This is a genomic window from Pseudomonas sp. GW821-FHT02C04 (assembly GCF_059421845.1).
The window spans coordinates 18,977-35,181 of sequence record NZ_JBWKVT010000008.1 but is presented as its reverse complement, the minus strand read 5'-3'; the positions used below and the strand labels follow the sequence as shown (position 1 = coordinate 35,181).

General features: G+C 59.8%; 14 protein-coding genes. 4 read left to right on the top strand and 10 right to left on the bottom strand.

What is annotated here, in order from left to right:
• The first annotated feature begins 11 nt into the window (after positions 1 to 11).
• Positions 12 to 764, top strand: a complete 753-nt coding sequence (cobA, locus tag AC07VV_RS24580) for a uroporphyrinogen-III C-methyltransferase (RefSeq protein WP_495037711.1) — start codon at positions 12 to 14, stop codon at positions 762 to 764.
• Positions 765 to 839: 75 nt separating this feature from the next.
• Here cobA and AC07VV_RS24575 read toward each other — a convergent pair whose 3' ends face one another.
• The 8 genes from AC07VV_RS24575 to ppsA form a co-directional block, all read right to left on the bottom strand.
• Positions 840 to 1,889 (bottom strand): OmpA family protein, encoded by a 1,050-nt coding sequence (locus AC07VV_RS24575; RefSeq protein ID WP_096822517.1) that lies wholly within the window; start codon positions 1,887 to 1,889, stop codon positions 840 to 842.
• A gap of 107 nt (positions 1,890 to 1,996) precedes the next feature.
• Complete coding sequence (sigX, locus tag AC07VV_RS24570; protein ID WP_011333251.1) at positions 1,997 to 2,587, bottom strand: RNA polymerase sigma factor SigX; 591 nt, start codon at positions 2,585 to 2,587, stop codon at positions 1,997 to 1,999.
• 90 nt (positions 2,588 to 2,677) lie between these two features.
• A complete protein-coding gene (locus tag AC07VV_RS24565; RefSeq protein ID WP_065259736.1) occupies positions 2,678 to 3,502 on the bottom strand; it encodes a mechanosensitive ion channel family protein in 825 nt (274 codons plus the stop codon).
• Between the two features lie 2 nt (positions 3,503 to 3,504).
• Positions 3,505 to 3,753 (bottom strand): CrfX protein, encoded by a 249-nt coding sequence (locus AC07VV_RS24560; RefSeq protein WP_085700244.1) that lies wholly within the window; start codon positions 3,751 to 3,753, stop codon positions 3,505 to 3,507.
• Between the two features lie 63 nt (positions 3,754 to 3,816).
• Positions 3,817 to 4,812: a zinc transporter ZntB gene (locus AC07VV_RS24555; RefSeq protein WP_085732397.1), complete on the bottom strand. Its 996-nt coding sequence runs from the start codon at positions 4,810 to 4,812 to the stop codon at positions 3,817 to 3,819.
• Between the two features lie 25 nt (positions 4,813 to 4,837).
• Positions 4,838 to 5,329, bottom strand: a complete 492-nt coding sequence (gene rraA / locus AC07VV_RS24550; RefSeq protein WP_096822518.1) for a ribonuclease E activity regulator RraA — start codon at positions 5,327 to 5,329, stop codon at positions 4,838 to 4,840.
• A 226-nt stretch (positions 5,330 to 5,555) separates the two neighbouring features.
• Complete coding sequence (locus AC07VV_RS24545) at positions 5,556 to 6,545, bottom strand: alpha/beta fold hydrolase (RefSeq protein ID WP_495037710.1); 990 nt, start codon at positions 6,543 to 6,545, stop codon at positions 5,556 to 5,558.
• A gap of 93 nt (positions 6,546 to 6,638) precedes the next feature.
• Complete coding sequence (gene ppsA / locus AC07VV_RS24540) at positions 6,639 to 9,014, bottom strand: phosphoenolpyruvate synthase (RefSeq protein ID WP_495037709.1); 2,376 nt, start codon at positions 9,012 to 9,014, stop codon at positions 6,639 to 6,641.
• Between the two features lie 174 nt (positions 9,015 to 9,188).
• Between ppsA and ppsR the strand changes: the two genes are divergently transcribed.
• From ppsR to AC07VV_RS24525, 3 genes are all read left to right on the top strand, one after another.
• Positions 9,189 to 10,007, top strand: a complete 819-nt coding sequence (gene ppsR, locus AC07VV_RS24535; protein WP_096822521.1) for a posphoenolpyruvate synthetase regulatory kinase/phosphorylase PpsR — start codon at positions 9,189 to 9,191, stop codon at positions 10,005 to 10,007.
• A 295-nt stretch (positions 10,008 to 10,302) separates the two neighbouring features.
• Positions 10,303 to 12,048, top strand: coding sequence for an ABC transporter permease (locus AC07VV_RS24530; protein WP_495037708.1), 1,746 nt, complete (start codon positions 10,303 to 10,305; stop codon positions 12,046 to 12,048).
• 14 nt (positions 12,049 to 12,062) lie between these two features.
• On the top strand, positions 12,063 to 13,385 hold the full coding sequence (locus tag AC07VV_RS24525; RefSeq protein ID WP_495037707.1) for an ABC transporter ATP-binding protein: 1,323 nt from the start codon (positions 12,063 to 12,065) through the stop codon (positions 13,383 to 13,385).
• A gap of 20 nt (positions 13,386 to 13,405) precedes the next feature.
• Here the strand turns inward: AC07VV_RS24525 and prpD are convergent, their stop codons facing one another.
• Together prpD and prpF are read right to left on the bottom strand one after the other, a co-directional pair.
• Positions 13,406 to 14,890 (bottom strand): 2-methylcitrate dehydratase, encoded by a 1,485-nt coding sequence (gene prpD, locus AC07VV_RS24520; protein ID WP_495037706.1) that lies wholly within the window; start codon positions 14,888 to 14,890, stop codon positions 13,406 to 13,408.
• A gap of 118 nt (positions 14,891 to 15,008) precedes the next feature.
• Positions 15,009 to 16,199: a 2-methylaconitate cis-trans isomerase PrpF gene (gene prpF, locus AC07VV_RS24515; protein WP_495037705.1), complete on the bottom strand. Its 1,191-nt coding sequence runs from the start codon at positions 16,197 to 16,199 to the stop codon at positions 15,009 to 15,011.
• Positions 16,200 to 16,205: the final 6 nt, after the last annotated feature.

Here is a 16,205-nt window from a genome sequence, read left to right as displayed (position 1 = left end):
AGGAAAACACCATGAACGCAAAAGTCTGGCTGGTGGGCGCGGGTCCCGGCGATCCTGAATTGCTGACGCTCAAAGCCGTGCGTGCCTTGCGCGAAGCGGATGTGGTGCTGATCGACGATCTGGTCAACGACGCCGTGCTGGAGCACTGCCCGGCCGCACGGATCATTCCGGTCGGCAAACGTGGCGGCTGTCGCTCGACGCCACAGGCATTCATCCATCGGCTGATGCTGCGTTATGCGCGCCAGGGCAAATGCGTGGTTCGCCTCAAGGGCGGTGATCCCTGCATCTTCGGTCGTGGCGGCGAGGAAGCGCAGTGGTTACGTGAGCGCGGAGTTGAAGTGGAGCTGGTCAATGGCATCACCGCCGGACTGGCCGGGGCAACGCAGTGTGACATTCCGCTGACCTTACGCGGCGTGGCGCGGGGCGTAACGCTGGTCACCGCGCACACTCAGGACGACAGCCAATTGAACTGGCAGGCTCTGGCGCAAAGCGGCACGACACTGGTGATCTATATGGGAGTGGCCAAGCTCAGCGAGATACGTGAGCAATTGTTGGCAGGCGGAATGGCGATGGATACGCCGGTAGCGATGATCGAAAACGCCTCCCTGCCACAACAACGGGAATGCCGGAGCGATCTGACGGGGATGGAGGAAGACGCCTGCAGGTTTGAGCTCAAGAGCCCTGCCATTCTGGTGATTGGTGCGGTGGCAGCTTCTGCGGCCCGATCCGATTTGCTCGCCTGGCCAGCCGATCAGTCAGCCTGATCATCTGGTTTTCACCAAATCGCAGACAAAGAAAAGCCCGGCCTGAGCCGGGCTTTTCTCAAAGCGGCGAGCTAATTACTTAGCTTGAGCTTCAACCTGCGCTTCTACGCGACGGTTAACAGCACGACCAGCTTCGGTTTTGTTGTCAGCAACTGGGCGGGATTCGCCGTAGCCAACCGAACCAACGCGGGACGATTCAACACCGTACTGGTTAACCAGAACTTGTTTAACGGCGTTTGCACGACGCTCGGACAGTTTCTGGTTGTAAGCGTCAGGACCGACGTTGTCAGTGTGACCTTCAACAGTGGTGCGAGTCGATGGGTACTGCTTCATGAAGTCAGCCAGGTTTTTGATATCGCCGTAGCTGTTTGGCTTGACGACCGACTTGTCGAAGTCGAATTTCACGTCCAGCTCAACACGAACAACTTCAGCAACTGCCGGGCAGCCATCAGCGTCAACAGTTACGTTGGCTGGGGTGTCTGGGCACTTGTCAACGTTGTCGCAAACGCCATCGTTGTCGCTGTCGGAGCAGACTTCAGCTGGTGCTGGAACTGGAGCAGCAGCAGGCTTGTTGCCGCCACCGAAGTTCACACCCAGACCGATTACTGGAGCGTAGTTCCAGCGACCGTTGTCCAGTTTGTAGTCAGCGTCTACACCAGCACGGGCGTAGAAGTTTTCAGCGAAGTAGTACTTAACGCCAGCGCCAGCAGTCAGGTAGGTCGACTGATCGCGACCGGTGTGGCCGTCAGCAGCTACGTTGGTCAGGCTGCCGTGCTTCACACCGCCAGCAACGTAAGGACGCAGAGCGTCACCAGCGTTGTTGAAGTGGTACTGAGCGTTCAGACCGAAGTTGTCGCCACCCAGCTTCTGGCTGCCGGTGCCGTCGTTCGAACGGGTGTGGTTGTTCTTGTCGTAGGTCAAGTTCAACGATACGTCGTCGGTCAAGAAGTAACCGATAGAGGCGCCTGGGTTGAAGCCGTCTTCGACATGGTTAACGCTGTCGTTGTACTGCTTCTTGTAGAACAGTTCGCCTTCAACTGCGCCTTGGCCTTGTGCCAGTGCGCCGAACGAAGTAGCGGCAATCAAAGAACCAATGGCCAAGCCCAAGGTGTTTTTCAGTTTCATCCGTTAAATCCCCATCTGGTGATTGTGAAGCAGTCCCGCAAACCGGGGGACAACTCGGCGGCAAGTCTATCAGAACTTGCCTACACGTAAGAGATATTTGCGCTGAACTAAGTTTCAGCAATGCCTGCAAATTTCTCACGCAATTTATCTAGAGCACGTTTGTACCGCATTTTTGTAGCACTCAAACCCATGTGCATGATGTCTGCGATCTCCTGAAATTCCAGCTCTGCGACAAATCGAAGCACCAGAATTTCACGGTCAATCGGGTTCACATACACCAGCCAGCGATCGAGTCCGCCCTTCTCCTCGGGTTTCGGCGCCTTTTCTTCGGACGCTTCCTCGAGGGGGTCAAGACTCAGTGCGTCCATCAAGCGACGCTTTCGCCGTTCCTTCCGATACTGCGTGATGCATTCGTTGTAAGTGATGCTATATAGCCATGTCTTGAACTTCGATTTCCCCTCGAAGTTCTTCAGGCCGTACAGCACCTTCAACATCACTTCCTGACAGACATCGTCTGCGTCGCGATCGTTCCCAAGATACCGCGCACAAACGTTAAATAATGTTCGCTGGTAACGCCGCATCAGTTCTTCATAGGCGCGCGTCACGTGAAACAGCTCGGTATGCGAGCGCGCGACCAACTCCTCATCAGAGAGCTCGCGGGGGTCGTAGCGCGTGGATAGCGTTTGGGCTTTATTCAAAACAAGTCGTGCCGACAGTCAGGTCAATGTCCACCGCTGCCAGCATCAGCTGGCATTTTGCGGCGGCATACATTAGCAGGGTTTGCCGGGTTAGCGGCTACTCACATGCTGTTCCAGCAGGATCCGATTGGAGAGTGAGACTAGCTCACCCTCATCGGTCAGCAATGTAGTCTTAACCGTGCCGATCTCTTCGATCTGGCCTTCGACCTCGCCAACACGCACTTGTTGCCCAACCTGATACAACTCACGCACATAGATTCCCGCAAGAATCTGACCGGCAATTTCCCGGCTTCCCAACCCCATGGCCAGCGCAACCGCCAGACCAACGGTAATCAATACGATGACGATCACATGGTTCAGCAGGTCGGTCTTGACCTCGAGCTGACTGATCGCGACCGAGATACTGATGATGATCACCAGGCCCTGGGCAATTCGCCCAAGCCCTGAAGCGTAGTCCAGACCCACGCCTTCTGCCGCACCGCGCACCAGACCGTTCGCCAGTTGCGCCAGCAATACGCCGACCAGCAGCACCAGCGCGGCGCCGAAAACCTTCGGCACATACAGCGCCAGCATGTCCAGCGTAGCTGAAACCCGCTCAAGGCCAAGGGATTCTGCTGCAGAAACCAGGAAAATCAGCAGAACAAACCAATACACTATTTTTCCGATCAAGGTCGAGATCGGCACTTGCAGTCCCGCTCGGGACATCAATTTGGTCAGGCCGGTGCCGCCCATCAGGCGATCAAGACCGAGCTTGGCCAGCAGTTTGGACAACAGGGTGTCCAGCAGCTTGGCCACGACGAAGCCCAACAGCAGCACCACCAGTGCGCCGAACAGGTTCGGGATGAAATTAGCGACTTTGGTCCACAACGCAGTCATTGCCGTGACAAGGCTCTGAGTCCAGAGATCAAGTTCCATATTCAATCAGCCTTATCAGCAGTGCGAGCGGTAGGTTTACGGAGACGGGAAACCGGCGCGACATGAGCCGAGCCGTTGTTCAGGGCGATCATCAGCGCGGGCAGCCAGCGGCCCAGCAGGCTGAACAGATCGCCGGCGCCGACCTGGCGGTTGGCGGTTTTGAGTACGCGGCCCAGGCAGGCGTCGTCGTCGCGGCCGGACGGCGAGGCGTTGAGCATGTCGCGCAAAGACTGTTCAAACGGATCGTGCATACGCACCTCTCGTGATGTCTGTGAAAGACGCGGGCAAATTTGGTCGGGTCACATGGCGCATCGTCATACCCAGCGCAAACGGCGGAACAACCACCATTGTCCGAGCGCCACCGAGACCATCAGCAGGCACGCCACAAGGAATCCGTAGGGGCTCCCGGAAAGCGGAATTCCGCCGACATTGATCCCCAGCAGGCCGGTGAGAAAACTCATCGGCAAAAAGATCCCGGTGATGATTCCGAAGCGGTACATGGTGCGATTCATGCGCACGCTCAAACGCCGGTCTTCGGTGTCCAGCACAAGCCCCACGCGCTCTCGGGTCAATTCGAGCTCTTCGAGATAGCGGGTCAGGCTGTTGTTCAATTCGTTCCAGTAGTCGGCATCGTCATCGACGAACCAGGGCAGTTTTATCCGCGTCAGCTGTCCGAAAATGTCCCGCTGCGGCGCAAGAAAACGCTTCAGTCCGGCGGCCCGGCGACGGATGTGCAAAATGGCACCGTGCTCGGGAGTATACCGTTCGTCGGCATCCAGTTTTTCTTCCTCTTCATCGACCACTTCCGAGAGGCAAGTGACCAGATCCTGCACCTTGTTGGTGAGGTATTGGGCGAGATAGAGAATGAGTTCGGACGAGGTTTTCGGGCCTTTGCCCTCCCCCAACATCGCCAACAGCTCATCGGTGGCGCGCAACGGGCGCAAACGCAGGGAAATCACACGCTGGGCCGAAGCGAAAATCCGTACCGACACCATGTCCTCCGGTTCGGCACCCGGATTGAGGTTGACCCCGCGCAAAAACAGCAGCAATTCGGAATCGGGCAGCGGCAACAGCCGTGGACGGGTGTTCTCTTCCAGCAGCAGGTCGCAAGTGAACTCGTTGAGTCCACTGGATTTGCGCAACCAGGTCTGGGTCTGCGGGTGACTGCGATCCCAGTGCAGCCACAGGCTTTCGTGTGCCTGCAGCTGCAAACTGTCGAGATCAGTCCGGGCTATCGAACGCGCACCGCCTTTACCGTCCAGCACCAGGGCATGCACCAGCCCCCATTGCGCGTTTTCTTCCTCGAACATCCTCACCCCAGTGCTTACCGCGATTTTATTCAGGCATCTTCAGCGGGCTCGGCGAGATGATCACGCCGTTGTTGTCCGCATAGATGTATTGGCCCGGATGAAACGTGACACCCGCGAACGTCACCGGCACGTTGAGGTCGCCGAGACCGCGTTTGTCGGTCTTCTTCGGGTGGCTGGCCAGCGCCTGGACACCGAGATCGGTCTGGGCGATGACGTCCACATCGCGGATGCAACCGTAGATCACCAGCCCTTCCCAACCGTTTTTCGCGGCTTTCTCGGCGATCATGTCGCCCAGCAGCGCGCAGCGCAGGGAACCACCACCATCGACCACCAGCACCTTGCCGTTGCCCTTGAGTTCGGCTTGTTCCTTGACCAGCGAGTTGTCTTCGAAGCATTTGATGGTCACGATTTCGCCGCCGAAGGAATCACGGCCGCCGAAATTGCTGAACATCGGTTCCAGCACCTGCACCAGCTCCGGATAGGCGTCGCACAGGTCAGGCGTAAGGTAATGGTTCATCGAAAAACTCCTGTAACAAGGAAGACGATCAAGGATGTCGCACTCTTTTGAAACGAGTCCCGGCGGTCGCTGTTTACCTTAGTCCATGCAATGGTCGCTGACCGAACCTGAACAAAGGCTGAAACGTAATAGCGAAACAGTCACTAAATATGACCAGAACCGTCCAATGCGTCATATCTTAGCCGCAAGCCGACTCGAACGAAATGCCCTTTTCAGCGTGTTCCGATCACACCGCCGCGGCCAGATCGGGCTTTTCGCCCAGCAACGGCGTGTGCTGATCCGCCAGCCAGCGCGCAACCAATGGCCAGACTTCAGCCTGGGCGGCCTTACTCACCAACATCTCGACATGGCCGAAATTTTCGTTGAAGCCCTGCTCGCGTCCCAGATTGATGAATTGCTTGCGCTCGGAACCGATCTGATCGAACAGTTTGCGACAGGCCCACGCCGGATCCTGATGATCGCCGGCCGCCGTCACCGCCAAAACCGGCACCTGAACATCGGCGAGCCCCGCCCACCAATCCTTGTCCTTGTCGCCAAAACGCCCGAACAGGCCGTACCAGCGCATGCTTTCCAGCGCCAGGCCGATCGGCTCATCTTCGGGGCCACGCTTGAGCCGCGAGCCAGACAACTGGGCAAAACGCTTGAGAATGAAGCGTCCGCTCCACTCCACCGGCGGAATTTTCAGCGGCCAGTACGTGCGGCTGACCTGCGTGCCGAAAAACGCCGCCGACGCCACGGCCGGCTCACCCAGATACTCGCCGCCCAGCGCTGCCGCGAGGGTGATGCCACCCAGCGAATGGCCGATCCAGTGCGGTACCTGCCCGCTCTGCTCACGCACGAACGCGGCGATGGCCGGCAAATCGTAACGGGCGTAGTCGGCGACGCGGTTGCGGCGGTAGTCCTCGTTACGCTGGGACAGGCCGTGGCCGCGCATTTCCGGGATCCACACATCGAAGCCCAGACGCGTCAGGTAGGCGCCCAGCCCCAGCCCTTTCGGGGAGAACCAGAAGCGCCGATTGGAAAAGCTGCCATGCAGCAAAATTACCGGTACGCCGCGTGTCGCCGGTTCATCGGCCATGCCGAGACGGGTCACCGCGATTTCCACGGACCAGTCAGGGCTGTTGCCCGGTTTCAAGCGGTATACGTCTTCGCTCAGATCACCGCGTCGTTCGGCGCTGATCAGGGCGACAGGAAATAGGTCACTGCTGCTTTGCATAATGCTCTTGCACAAAAAAGGGCGGCATCCGGAGAGCTCGCCCTACTTGAATCCTAAAGAGGCCGGTCAGGGACCGACCTCTTCACTCACCGATCAGGCCTGCGCCTGACCCTCAGCCAGGAAGAACCAGGTTTCCAGCACGGAGTCCGGGTTCAGCGAAACGCTTTCGATGCCTTGTTCCATCAGCCACTTGGCCAGATCCGGGTGGTCCGAAGGACCCTGACCGCAGATGCCGATGTACTTGCCGGCCTTGTTGCACGCGGCAATCGCGTTGGCCAACAGCTTCTTGACCGCCGGATTACGCTCGTCGAACAGGTGCGCGATGATCCCGGAGTCACGGTCCAGGCCCAGTGTCAGCTGAGTCAGGTCGTTGGAGCCGATCGAGAAGCCGTCGAAGAATTCGAGGAATTCTTCAGCCAGGATCGCGTTGGATGGCAGTTCGCACATCATGATCACGCGCAGGCCATTGTCGCCACGGGCCAGGCCGTTCTCGGCGAGCAGATCGACCACCTGGCTCGCTTCGCCCAGGGTACGTACGAACGGCACCATGATTTCGACGTTGGTCAGGCCCATCTCGTTGCGCACGCGTTTCAGCGCACGGCACTCGAGTTCGAAGCAGTCACGGAACGATTCGCTGATGTAACGCGAAGCGCCACGGAAGCCCAGCATCGGGTTTTCTTCTTCCGGTTCGTACAGTTTGCCGCCGATCAGGTTGGCGTATTCGTTGGACTTGAAGTCCGACAGACGCACGATGACCTTCTTCGGTGCGAACGCCGCCGCCAGGGTGCTGATGCCTTCAACCAGTTTTTCGACATAGAAGCCGACCGGATCGTCGTAGCCGGAGATGCGCTTGTCGACGCTGTCCTTGATTTCCTGCGGCAGGCCGTCGTAGTTCAACAGCGCTTTCGGGTGGACGCCGATCATGCGGTTGATGATGAACTCCAGACGGGCCAGGCCCACACCGGCGTTCGGCAGCTGCGCGAAATCGAAGGCGCGGTCCGGGTTGCCGACGTTCATCATGATCTTGAACGGCAGCTCCGGCATGGCGTCCACGGAGTTCTTCTTGATGTCGAAACCCAGTTCGCCTTCGAAGATGTAACCGGTGTCGCCTTCGGCGCAGGACACGGTCACGCCCTGGCCATCTTTCAACAGCTGGGTGGCGTTGCCGCAACCTACAACGGCTGGAATCCCCAGTTCACGGGCGATGATCGCCGCGTGGCAGGTACGGCCGCCGCGGTTGGTAACGATGGCGCTGGCGCGCTTCATGACCGGTTCCCAGTCCGGGTCGGTCATGTCGGAGACCAGCACGTCGCCCGGCTGGACTTTGTCCATCTCGGACACGTCGCGGATGATCCGAACCTTGCCGGCGCCGATGCGCTGGCCGATCGCACGGCCTTCCACCAGCACAGTGCCGGTTTCTTTCAGCAGGTAACGTTCCATGACGTTGGCCTGGGTGCGGCTCTTCACGGTTTCCGGACGGGCCTGCACGATGTACAGCTTGCCGTCGTCACCGTCCTTGGCCCACTCGATGTCCATCGGGCAGCCGTAGTGCTTCTCGATGATCATCGCCTGCTTGGCCAGTTCGCTGACTTCAGCGTCGGTCAGGCAGAAACGCGCACGCTCGGCCTTGTCGACATCAACGGTTTTCACGGAACGACCGGCCTTGGCCTCGTCGCCGTAGATCATCTTGATGGCCTTGCTGCCCAGGTTGCGGCGCAGGATTGCCGGGCGACCGGCCTCCAGCGTGCCCTTGTGGACATAGAATTCGTCCGGGTTCACCGCGCCTTGTACGACGGTTTCGCCCAGGCCGTAGGCGCCGGTGATGAACACCACGTCACGGAAGCCGGATTCGGTATCGAGGGTGAACATCACGCCGGCGGTGCCGGTTTCCGAACGCACCATGCGCTGCACGCCGGCCGACAGGGCGACCAGTTTGTGGTCGAAGCCCTGGTGCACGCGGTAGGAGATGGCACGGTCGTTGAACAGGGAAGCGAACACTTCCTTGGCCGCGCGAATGACGTTTTCAACGCCACGGATGTTCAGGAAGGTTTCCTGCTGACCGGCGAACGATGCGTCCGGCAAGTCTTCGGCGGTGGCGGAGGAACGCACGGCCACGGCCACGTCAGGATTGCCGGCCGACAGCGCGGCGAACGCGGTGCGGATCTCGGCATTCAGTTTTTCAGGGAATTCGGCTTCCATGATCCATTGGCGGATCTGGGCGCCGGTCCTGGCCAGGGCATTGACGTCATCGACGTCCAGCGCATCGAGGGCCTTGTGGATCTGATCGTTCAGACCGCTCAGTTCCAGGAAGTCGCGATAGGCCTGCGCCGTGGTGGCGAAGCCGCCGGGGACCGAAACACCGGCGCCGGCCAGGTTACTGATCATCTCGCCCAGGGATGCGTTCTTGCCCCCCACATGCTCAACATCGTGTTTGCCGAGCTTATCGAGGGAAACTACGTACTCTACCAAGGTGATCTCTCCACTAACTGTGTTGGAAAAGCTCAGAAACCGGCGGCTCGGGGGAGCGTTGGCCGGCTGTATGGCCTGGACCTGGAAAATAAGTGAGAATGCGGGCCAATGGCGGCCGGCAAATCGCGCCTATCATATCCAGAAATCATCATTAGCTTAAGGCCCAAGGTGCAAATGAAACGATCTGCTTTCTTTATCTCCGATGGCACCGGCATCACCGCCGAAACCCTGGGTCAAAGCCTTCTGGCGCAGTTCGAAAACATTACCTTCAGCAAATTCACGCGGCCCTACATCGACAGCGTGGAAAAAGCGCGGGCCATGGTACAACAAATCGACAAAGCCGCTGAAACCGACGGTTTCCGGCCGATCATCTTCGACACCATCGTCAATCAGGACATTCGTGAGATTCTCGCAACCTCCAATGGTTTCATGATCGACATCTTCTCGACCTTCCTCGCCCCGCTCGAGCAGGAACTGACCGAGCATTCTTCCTACACCGTCGGCAAATCCCATTCGATCGGTCACAACTCCAATTACATGGAGCGGATCGAGGCGGTGAACTTCGCCCTCGACAACGACGACGGCGCCCGCACCCACTATTACGACAAGGCCGACCTGATACTAGTGGGCGTGTCGCGTTGTGGTAAGACGCCGACGTGTCTGTACATGGCGATGCAGTTCGGCATCCGCGCGGCCAACTATCCGCTGACCGAAGACGACATGGAACGCCTGCAACTGCCGGCCGCCCTGCGCGCCCACCAGCACAAACTGTTCGGCCTGACCATCGACCCGGACCGCCTCACCGCGATCCGCAACGAGCGCAAGCCCAACAGCCGCTATTCGAGCTACGCCCAGTGCGAATTCGAAGTACGCGAGGTGGAGAACCTGTTCCGCCGCGAGAACATCCCGCACATCAACTCCACGCATTTTTCGGTGGAAGAGATTTCGGCGAAGATCCTGGTGGAAAAAGGTGTAGAGCGGCGGTTCAAGTAACCCCCAGGTTCCTCAACCTGTCCGCACGCTGAATGAACTAACGCAAAGTCCTCGCGGGCGGTGTTTTTTACGCCCCTGTAACATTCCGAAATATACAATCCGCGCAAGTTGCGTATCCGGCCCGAAACCGGATGCGCCAACCCTCTCGACCCGGTGAATTCACCGGGTCCGCAGCATCCACTTCCTGCTTGAAGTCATGGAATGAGCGCCCGCTCGTTCCCGGGTGCGCAATGCAGACAGAAGCTACGCTCAGACAGCCGCGCCTCCATTCAGAACGCTGCAGGACTCACTGCTTATGAATAAAGTGTTCCGCCACTACATCCCGGCCTCGACACGGCGCCTGCTGCCCAATCGCTGGGACTTGATCGCCCTGCCGCTGGTGATCGGCTTTCTGCTGTTTTTCTCCATCGGTGCCCGGGAAACCTGGGCCCCGATCGGCTCTCTGCAAAGTGAAGTGGTGTCCCTGGACCCAAGCAACCTGCCCGAATATGCCATGCGCACCACCCTGCGCATGCTCGCGGCGATGGTCGCGGCACTGGTGTTCACCCTGCTCTACGGCACCTTGGCGGCGAAAAGCCGTCGGGCCGAAAAACTCTTGGTGCCGGTGCTGGACATCCTGCAATCGGTGCCCGTGCTGGGTTACATCTCCTTCACCGTGACCTTCTTTCTATTATTGTTTCCAGGCCGGGTGCTGGGGGCGGAACTCGCCGCGATCTTTGCCATTTTCACCAGCCAGGCATGGAACATGACCTTCAGCTTCTACCAGTCGCTGCGCATGCTGCCGCGGGATCTGGTGGAGGTATCGACCAACCTGCAACTGTCCGGCTGGCAGAAATTCTGGAAGCTCGACGTGCCCTTCGCCATGCCCGGACTGGTCTGGAACATGATGATGAGCATGTCCGGCGGCTGGTTCTTCGTGGTGGCGTCCGAAGCGATCACCGTCGGCGACCAGACCATCACCCTGCCGGGGATCGGTTCGTTCCTGGCCATGGCCATCGCGCAAAAAGACATGCACGCGGTGGGCTACGTCATCCTGACGATGGTCGTGGTCATCCTGATCTACGACCAGTTCCTGTTCCGCCCGCTGGTGGCGTGGGCCGACAAGTTCCGCATGGAAAACACCGCATCGCAGACCGCCGCGCCGGAGTCCTGGGTACTGAATCTGATCCAGCGCACCCGGTTGATCCAGCGCATTTTGCGCCCCGTCACCCGCGTCATCAGCCGGCTCGGCAACATGCGCCTGAGCTTGCCGCGTTCGGCGCGCAAGGTCATGGCCTCGGAAAGCCCCGCCACCACCAAGGCGATTGACTGGATCTGGGGCTCGTTTATCGGGTTGCTGACCGCCTATGCGCTCTACCACATCGCGCTGTACGTCGGCACCGAAGTGACGTTGGCCGAGGTCGGGCATGTGTTGTTGATGGGGTTGTTTACCCTGCTGCGAGTGGCCGGGTTGATCTTCATCGCCTCGCTGATATGGGTGCCGCTGGGCGTGATGATCGGTCTGCGTCCGGCCCTGGCGGAAAAGATCCAGCCGCTGGCGCAGTTCCTCGCGGCATTCCCGGCGAACCTGCTGTTCCCGGTATTCGTCATCGTGATCCTGCGTTACCAGTTGAACCCGGACATCTGGCTGAGCCCGCTGATCGTGCTGGGCACCCAGTGGTACATCCTGTTCAACGTGATCGCCGGGGCCAGCGCCTTCCCAAATGATTTCAAGGAAGCCGCCGCCAACTTCCGCATTCGCGGCTGGCTGTGGTGGCGCAAGGTCATGCTGCCGGGGATCTTCCCGTATTACGTGACCGGCGCCATCACCGCCTCGGGCGGTGCGTGGAACGCCAGCATCGTTTCCGAATTTGTTTCCTGGGGGCAGGACAAGGTCGTCGCCCATGGCCTGGGGGCCTACATCGCGCAAACCACGGCCGCCGGCGACTTCCCGAAAATCACCCTCGGCGTGGTGGTGATGTCGTTCTTTGTCGTGGCCTTCAATCGCGTGGTCTGGCGGCCGATGTACGCCATGGCCGAAAACAAACTTCGCCTGAACTGACGGGATTCGATGTGATGAATACCTTTACCGAACACGCTGGCGCCACACCCGAAATCTACTCGCTCACCAACGTCAACCGGGTGTTTGGCAAGGGCAAGGACGAGCTGCAAGTGCTCAGCGGGGTCGACCTGGCACTGCACGAAGGCGAGATCGTCGGCATGCTCGGCCGCTCCGGCTCGGGCAAATCGACCCTGCTGCGGATCATCGCGGGCCTGATCGAGCCTTCGTCCGGCGAAGTCCTGTATCACGGCAAACCGCTGGACGGCCCGGCCGAAGGCGTGGCCATGGTGTTCCAGACCTTTGCGCTGTTCCCGTGGCTGACCGTGCTGGAAAACGTCGAAGCCGGCCTGCAAGCCCTGCAAGTCGAACGCAAGGAAGCGCGCAAGCGTGCCTTGGCCGCCATCGACCTGATCGGCCTGGACGGTTTCGAAAACGCCTACCCTCGCGAACTGTCTGGCGGCATGCGCCAGCGCGTGGGTTTCGCTCGCGGGCTGGTGGTCAACCCGACGCTGCTGTTGATGGACGAACCCTTCTCGGCGCTGGACGTGCTGACCGCCGAAACCCTGAGAAACGATCTGCTGGACCTGTGGAGCGGCAAGCAACTGCCGATCAAATCGATCCTGATCGTCACCCACAACATCGAAGAAGCGGTGCTGATGTGCGACCGCATTATGGTGCTGTCGTCCAACCCCGGGCGGCTGGTGGCGGAAATCAAGGTGCCCTTCGCCCACCCGCGCAATCGCTTGGATCCGGCCTTCCGGCAGATGGTCGATGACATTTACGCGCAGATGACCGACCGCCGCAGCGCCGACGCCAGCACCGGCAAACCCGAGTTGAAGATCAGCAGCCCGTTGCAGGAAGTGTCCACCAACCTGATGGCCGGCCTGATCGAAACCCTGGCGGCCGAACCCTACAACGGCCACGCCGGCCTGCCCACCGTGGCCGAGCGGCGTTTGCTGGAAGTGGACGACCTGTTTCCCGTGGCCGAAATGCTCGAATACCTGGGTTTCGCCGAACTCAAGGGCGCCGACATCACCCTGACCGACGCCGGCAAACTGTTCGCCGACTACGGCACCCAGGAACGCAAGACCCTGTTTGCCGAACATCTGATCCGCTACATACCGCTGGCCGCACGCATCCGCCAGGTGTTGCTGGAACGCAACGGCCACCGGGCGCCACGGGTGCGTTTCGAGCAGGAACTGGAAGATTCGCTCACCGAAGCCTTCGTCGAGAAAAACCTGGAGATCGTGATTGCCTGGGGCCGTTACGCGGAGATTTTCTCTTACGACGACCATACGGAGACATTCAGCCTGGAGGACGTCGAGGGCAGCCTGTAGCCCTCGACAATCCCGGCGATTCAGATCACGAACAGGTCGACAAAACGGTTGACCGGCGTCGCCTCAAGCCGCACCTGATCCTTGCACAGCGCAAGGATCTCGGCGCTGCGCTGGCCGGTGAAACGCGTGGCCAGGTTCGCCCTGAACTTGTCCTCCAACAACGGAATGCCCTCGGCCCGGCGTCGGCGGTGACCGATCGGATACTCCACCACCACGTTTTCGGTGCTGGAACCGTCCTTGAAAAACACCTGCACCGCATTGGCAATCGAACGCTTGTCAGCTTCGAGATATTCACGGGTGAAACGCGGCTCTTCGACGATGACCATTTTCTCGCGCAGCACATCGATGACCGGATGGGCCGCGTGGAAATCATCTTCGTACTGCTCCGCCACCAGATTGCCGAACGCCAGCGGCACGGCGGTCATGTACTGGAGGCAGTGATCGCGGTCGGCGGCATTGGCCAGCGGCCCGACCTTGGAAATGATGCGGATCGCCGACTCGTGGGTGGTGATGACGATCCGATCGATTTCATGCAGACGATTGCGCACCTGCGGATGCAGGGTCACGGCGGCTTCGCAGGCAGTTTGCGCGTGGAATTCGGCGGGGAAGCTGATCTTGAACAGCACGTTTTCCATTACGTAACTGCCGAAGGGGCGCGAGAAGCTGAAGGCGCGTTTGTCTTCAGGCTTGAGCGCCAGGTCGTTATTGGTGTAGCTGAACAGCACGTCGTAGAAACCCCACTGTTTGGCCGTCAACACACCGGGAATGCCCATTTCGCCGCGCATCGCGATATCCGCCAGACGCACGCCACGACTGGACGCATCCCCCGCCGCCCAGGATTTTCGCGAGCCGGCATTCGGTGCATGCCGGTAAGTGCGCAACGCCTGGCCGTCAGCAAACGCATGGGACAATGCCGACAGCAACTGCTCGCGATGAGCGCCCATGAGTTTGGCGACAACCGCCGTCGAGGCAACTTTCACCAGGATCACGTGGTCGAGGCCGACGCGATTGAAGGGGTTTTCCAGCGCGATCACGCCCTGAATCTCGTGGGCCATGATCATCGCTTCGAGCACATCACGCACCGTCAGCGGCGCTTCGCCATTGGCCAGACGCTTTTGCGACAAGTGATCGGCCACCGCGAGAATCCCGCCGAGGTTATCCGACGGATGCCCCCATTCGGCGGCGAGCCAGGTGTCGTTGTAATCGAGCCAGCGCACGATGCAGCCGATGTCCCACGCGGCTTTTACCGGGTCGAGGCGATAGGACGTGCCGGGGACTCGCGCGCCGAATGGCACGACGGTGCCCTCGACGATGGGGCCAAGGTGCTTGGTGCACTCGGGGAAACGCAGGGCCAGCAGGCCGCAGCCCAATGTGTCCATCAGGCAGTTGCGGGCGGTGTCGAGGGCTTCGGCAGATTCGATCTTGTAGGTGAGGACGTAATCGGCGATGTCCTGCAGGACATGGTCGTAGTCGGGGCGGTTGTTCAGGTCGACGTTGGCGCTCATGTTCGATTCACTCTTGAAAGTGGTTCGTTGATGGGACCTCGGTTCAGGGCTAATTTTTCTTGTTATTGAAGTACGCAAAGCGCTGAGAGCGATCAGGTTCGCTCTCAGCGACTGTTCGTCAGAACGAATCTCCAGGCACGCGGACGAAGCCTTCCATGAGTACCCGCGCACTACGGCTCATGATCGCTTTCTTCACAACCCATTCGCCATTTTCAAGGCTGGCCTCAGCCCCCACACGCAACGTCCCGGACGGATGCCCGAACCGCACGGCATTGCGTTCAACGCCGCCGGCCGCCAGGTTTACCAAGGTGCCGGAGATGGCTGCGGCGGTGCCAATCGCCACTGCGGCAGTTCCCATCATCGCGTGGTGCAACTTGCCCATCGACAACGCACGCACCAACAAATCCACATCCCCGGCCGCAATCGCCTTGCCACTGGACGCCACGTAATCCGCAGGTTTGGCGACGAAGGCCACTTTCGGCGTGTGCTGACGCTTGGCGGCTTCATCGAGGTTGGAAATCAGGCCCATGCGCAACGCACCGTAGGCGCGGATGGTTTCGAACATTTGCAAGGCTTTCGGATCGCTGTTGATCGCGCTCTGCAGTTCGGTGCCGGTGTAGCCGATGTCTTCGGCGTTGACGAAGATCGTCGGGATACCCGCGTTGATCATGGTCGCCTTGAACGTGCCGACTCCCGGCACTTCCAGATCATCGATCAGGTTGCCGGTGGGAAACATCGAGCCACCGCCGCCCTCTTCTTCTGCCGCCGGGTCCATGAATTCGACCTGGACTTCGGCGGCCGGAAAGGTCACGCCGTCGAGTTCGAAATCACCGGTTTCCTGGACTTCGCCGTTGGTGATCGGCACGTGGGCAATGATCGTTTTGCCGATATTGGCCTGCCACACGCGAACCACCGCCACGCCGTTGTGCGGAATACGGCTGGCGTCCACCAGACCGTTGCTGATGGCGAACGAACCGACCGCTGCCGACAGGTTGCCGCAGTTGCCGCTCCAGTCCACGAACGGCTTGTCGATGGACACCTGACCGAACAGGTAATCGACGTCGTGATCGGCCTTGATGCTTTTCGACAGGATCACGGTTTTGCTGGTGCTCGACGTGGCGCCGCCCATGCCGTCGATCTGTTTGTCGTACGGGTCGGGGCTGCCGATTACCCGCAGCAATAACGCATCGCGGGTCGGGCCGGGAATCTGCGCCGCTTCGGGCAGATCCTTGAGACTGAAAAACACGCCTTTGCTGGTGCCGCCGCGCATGTAGGTGGCGGGGATCTTGATTTGCGGTACGTGAGCCATGGTGCT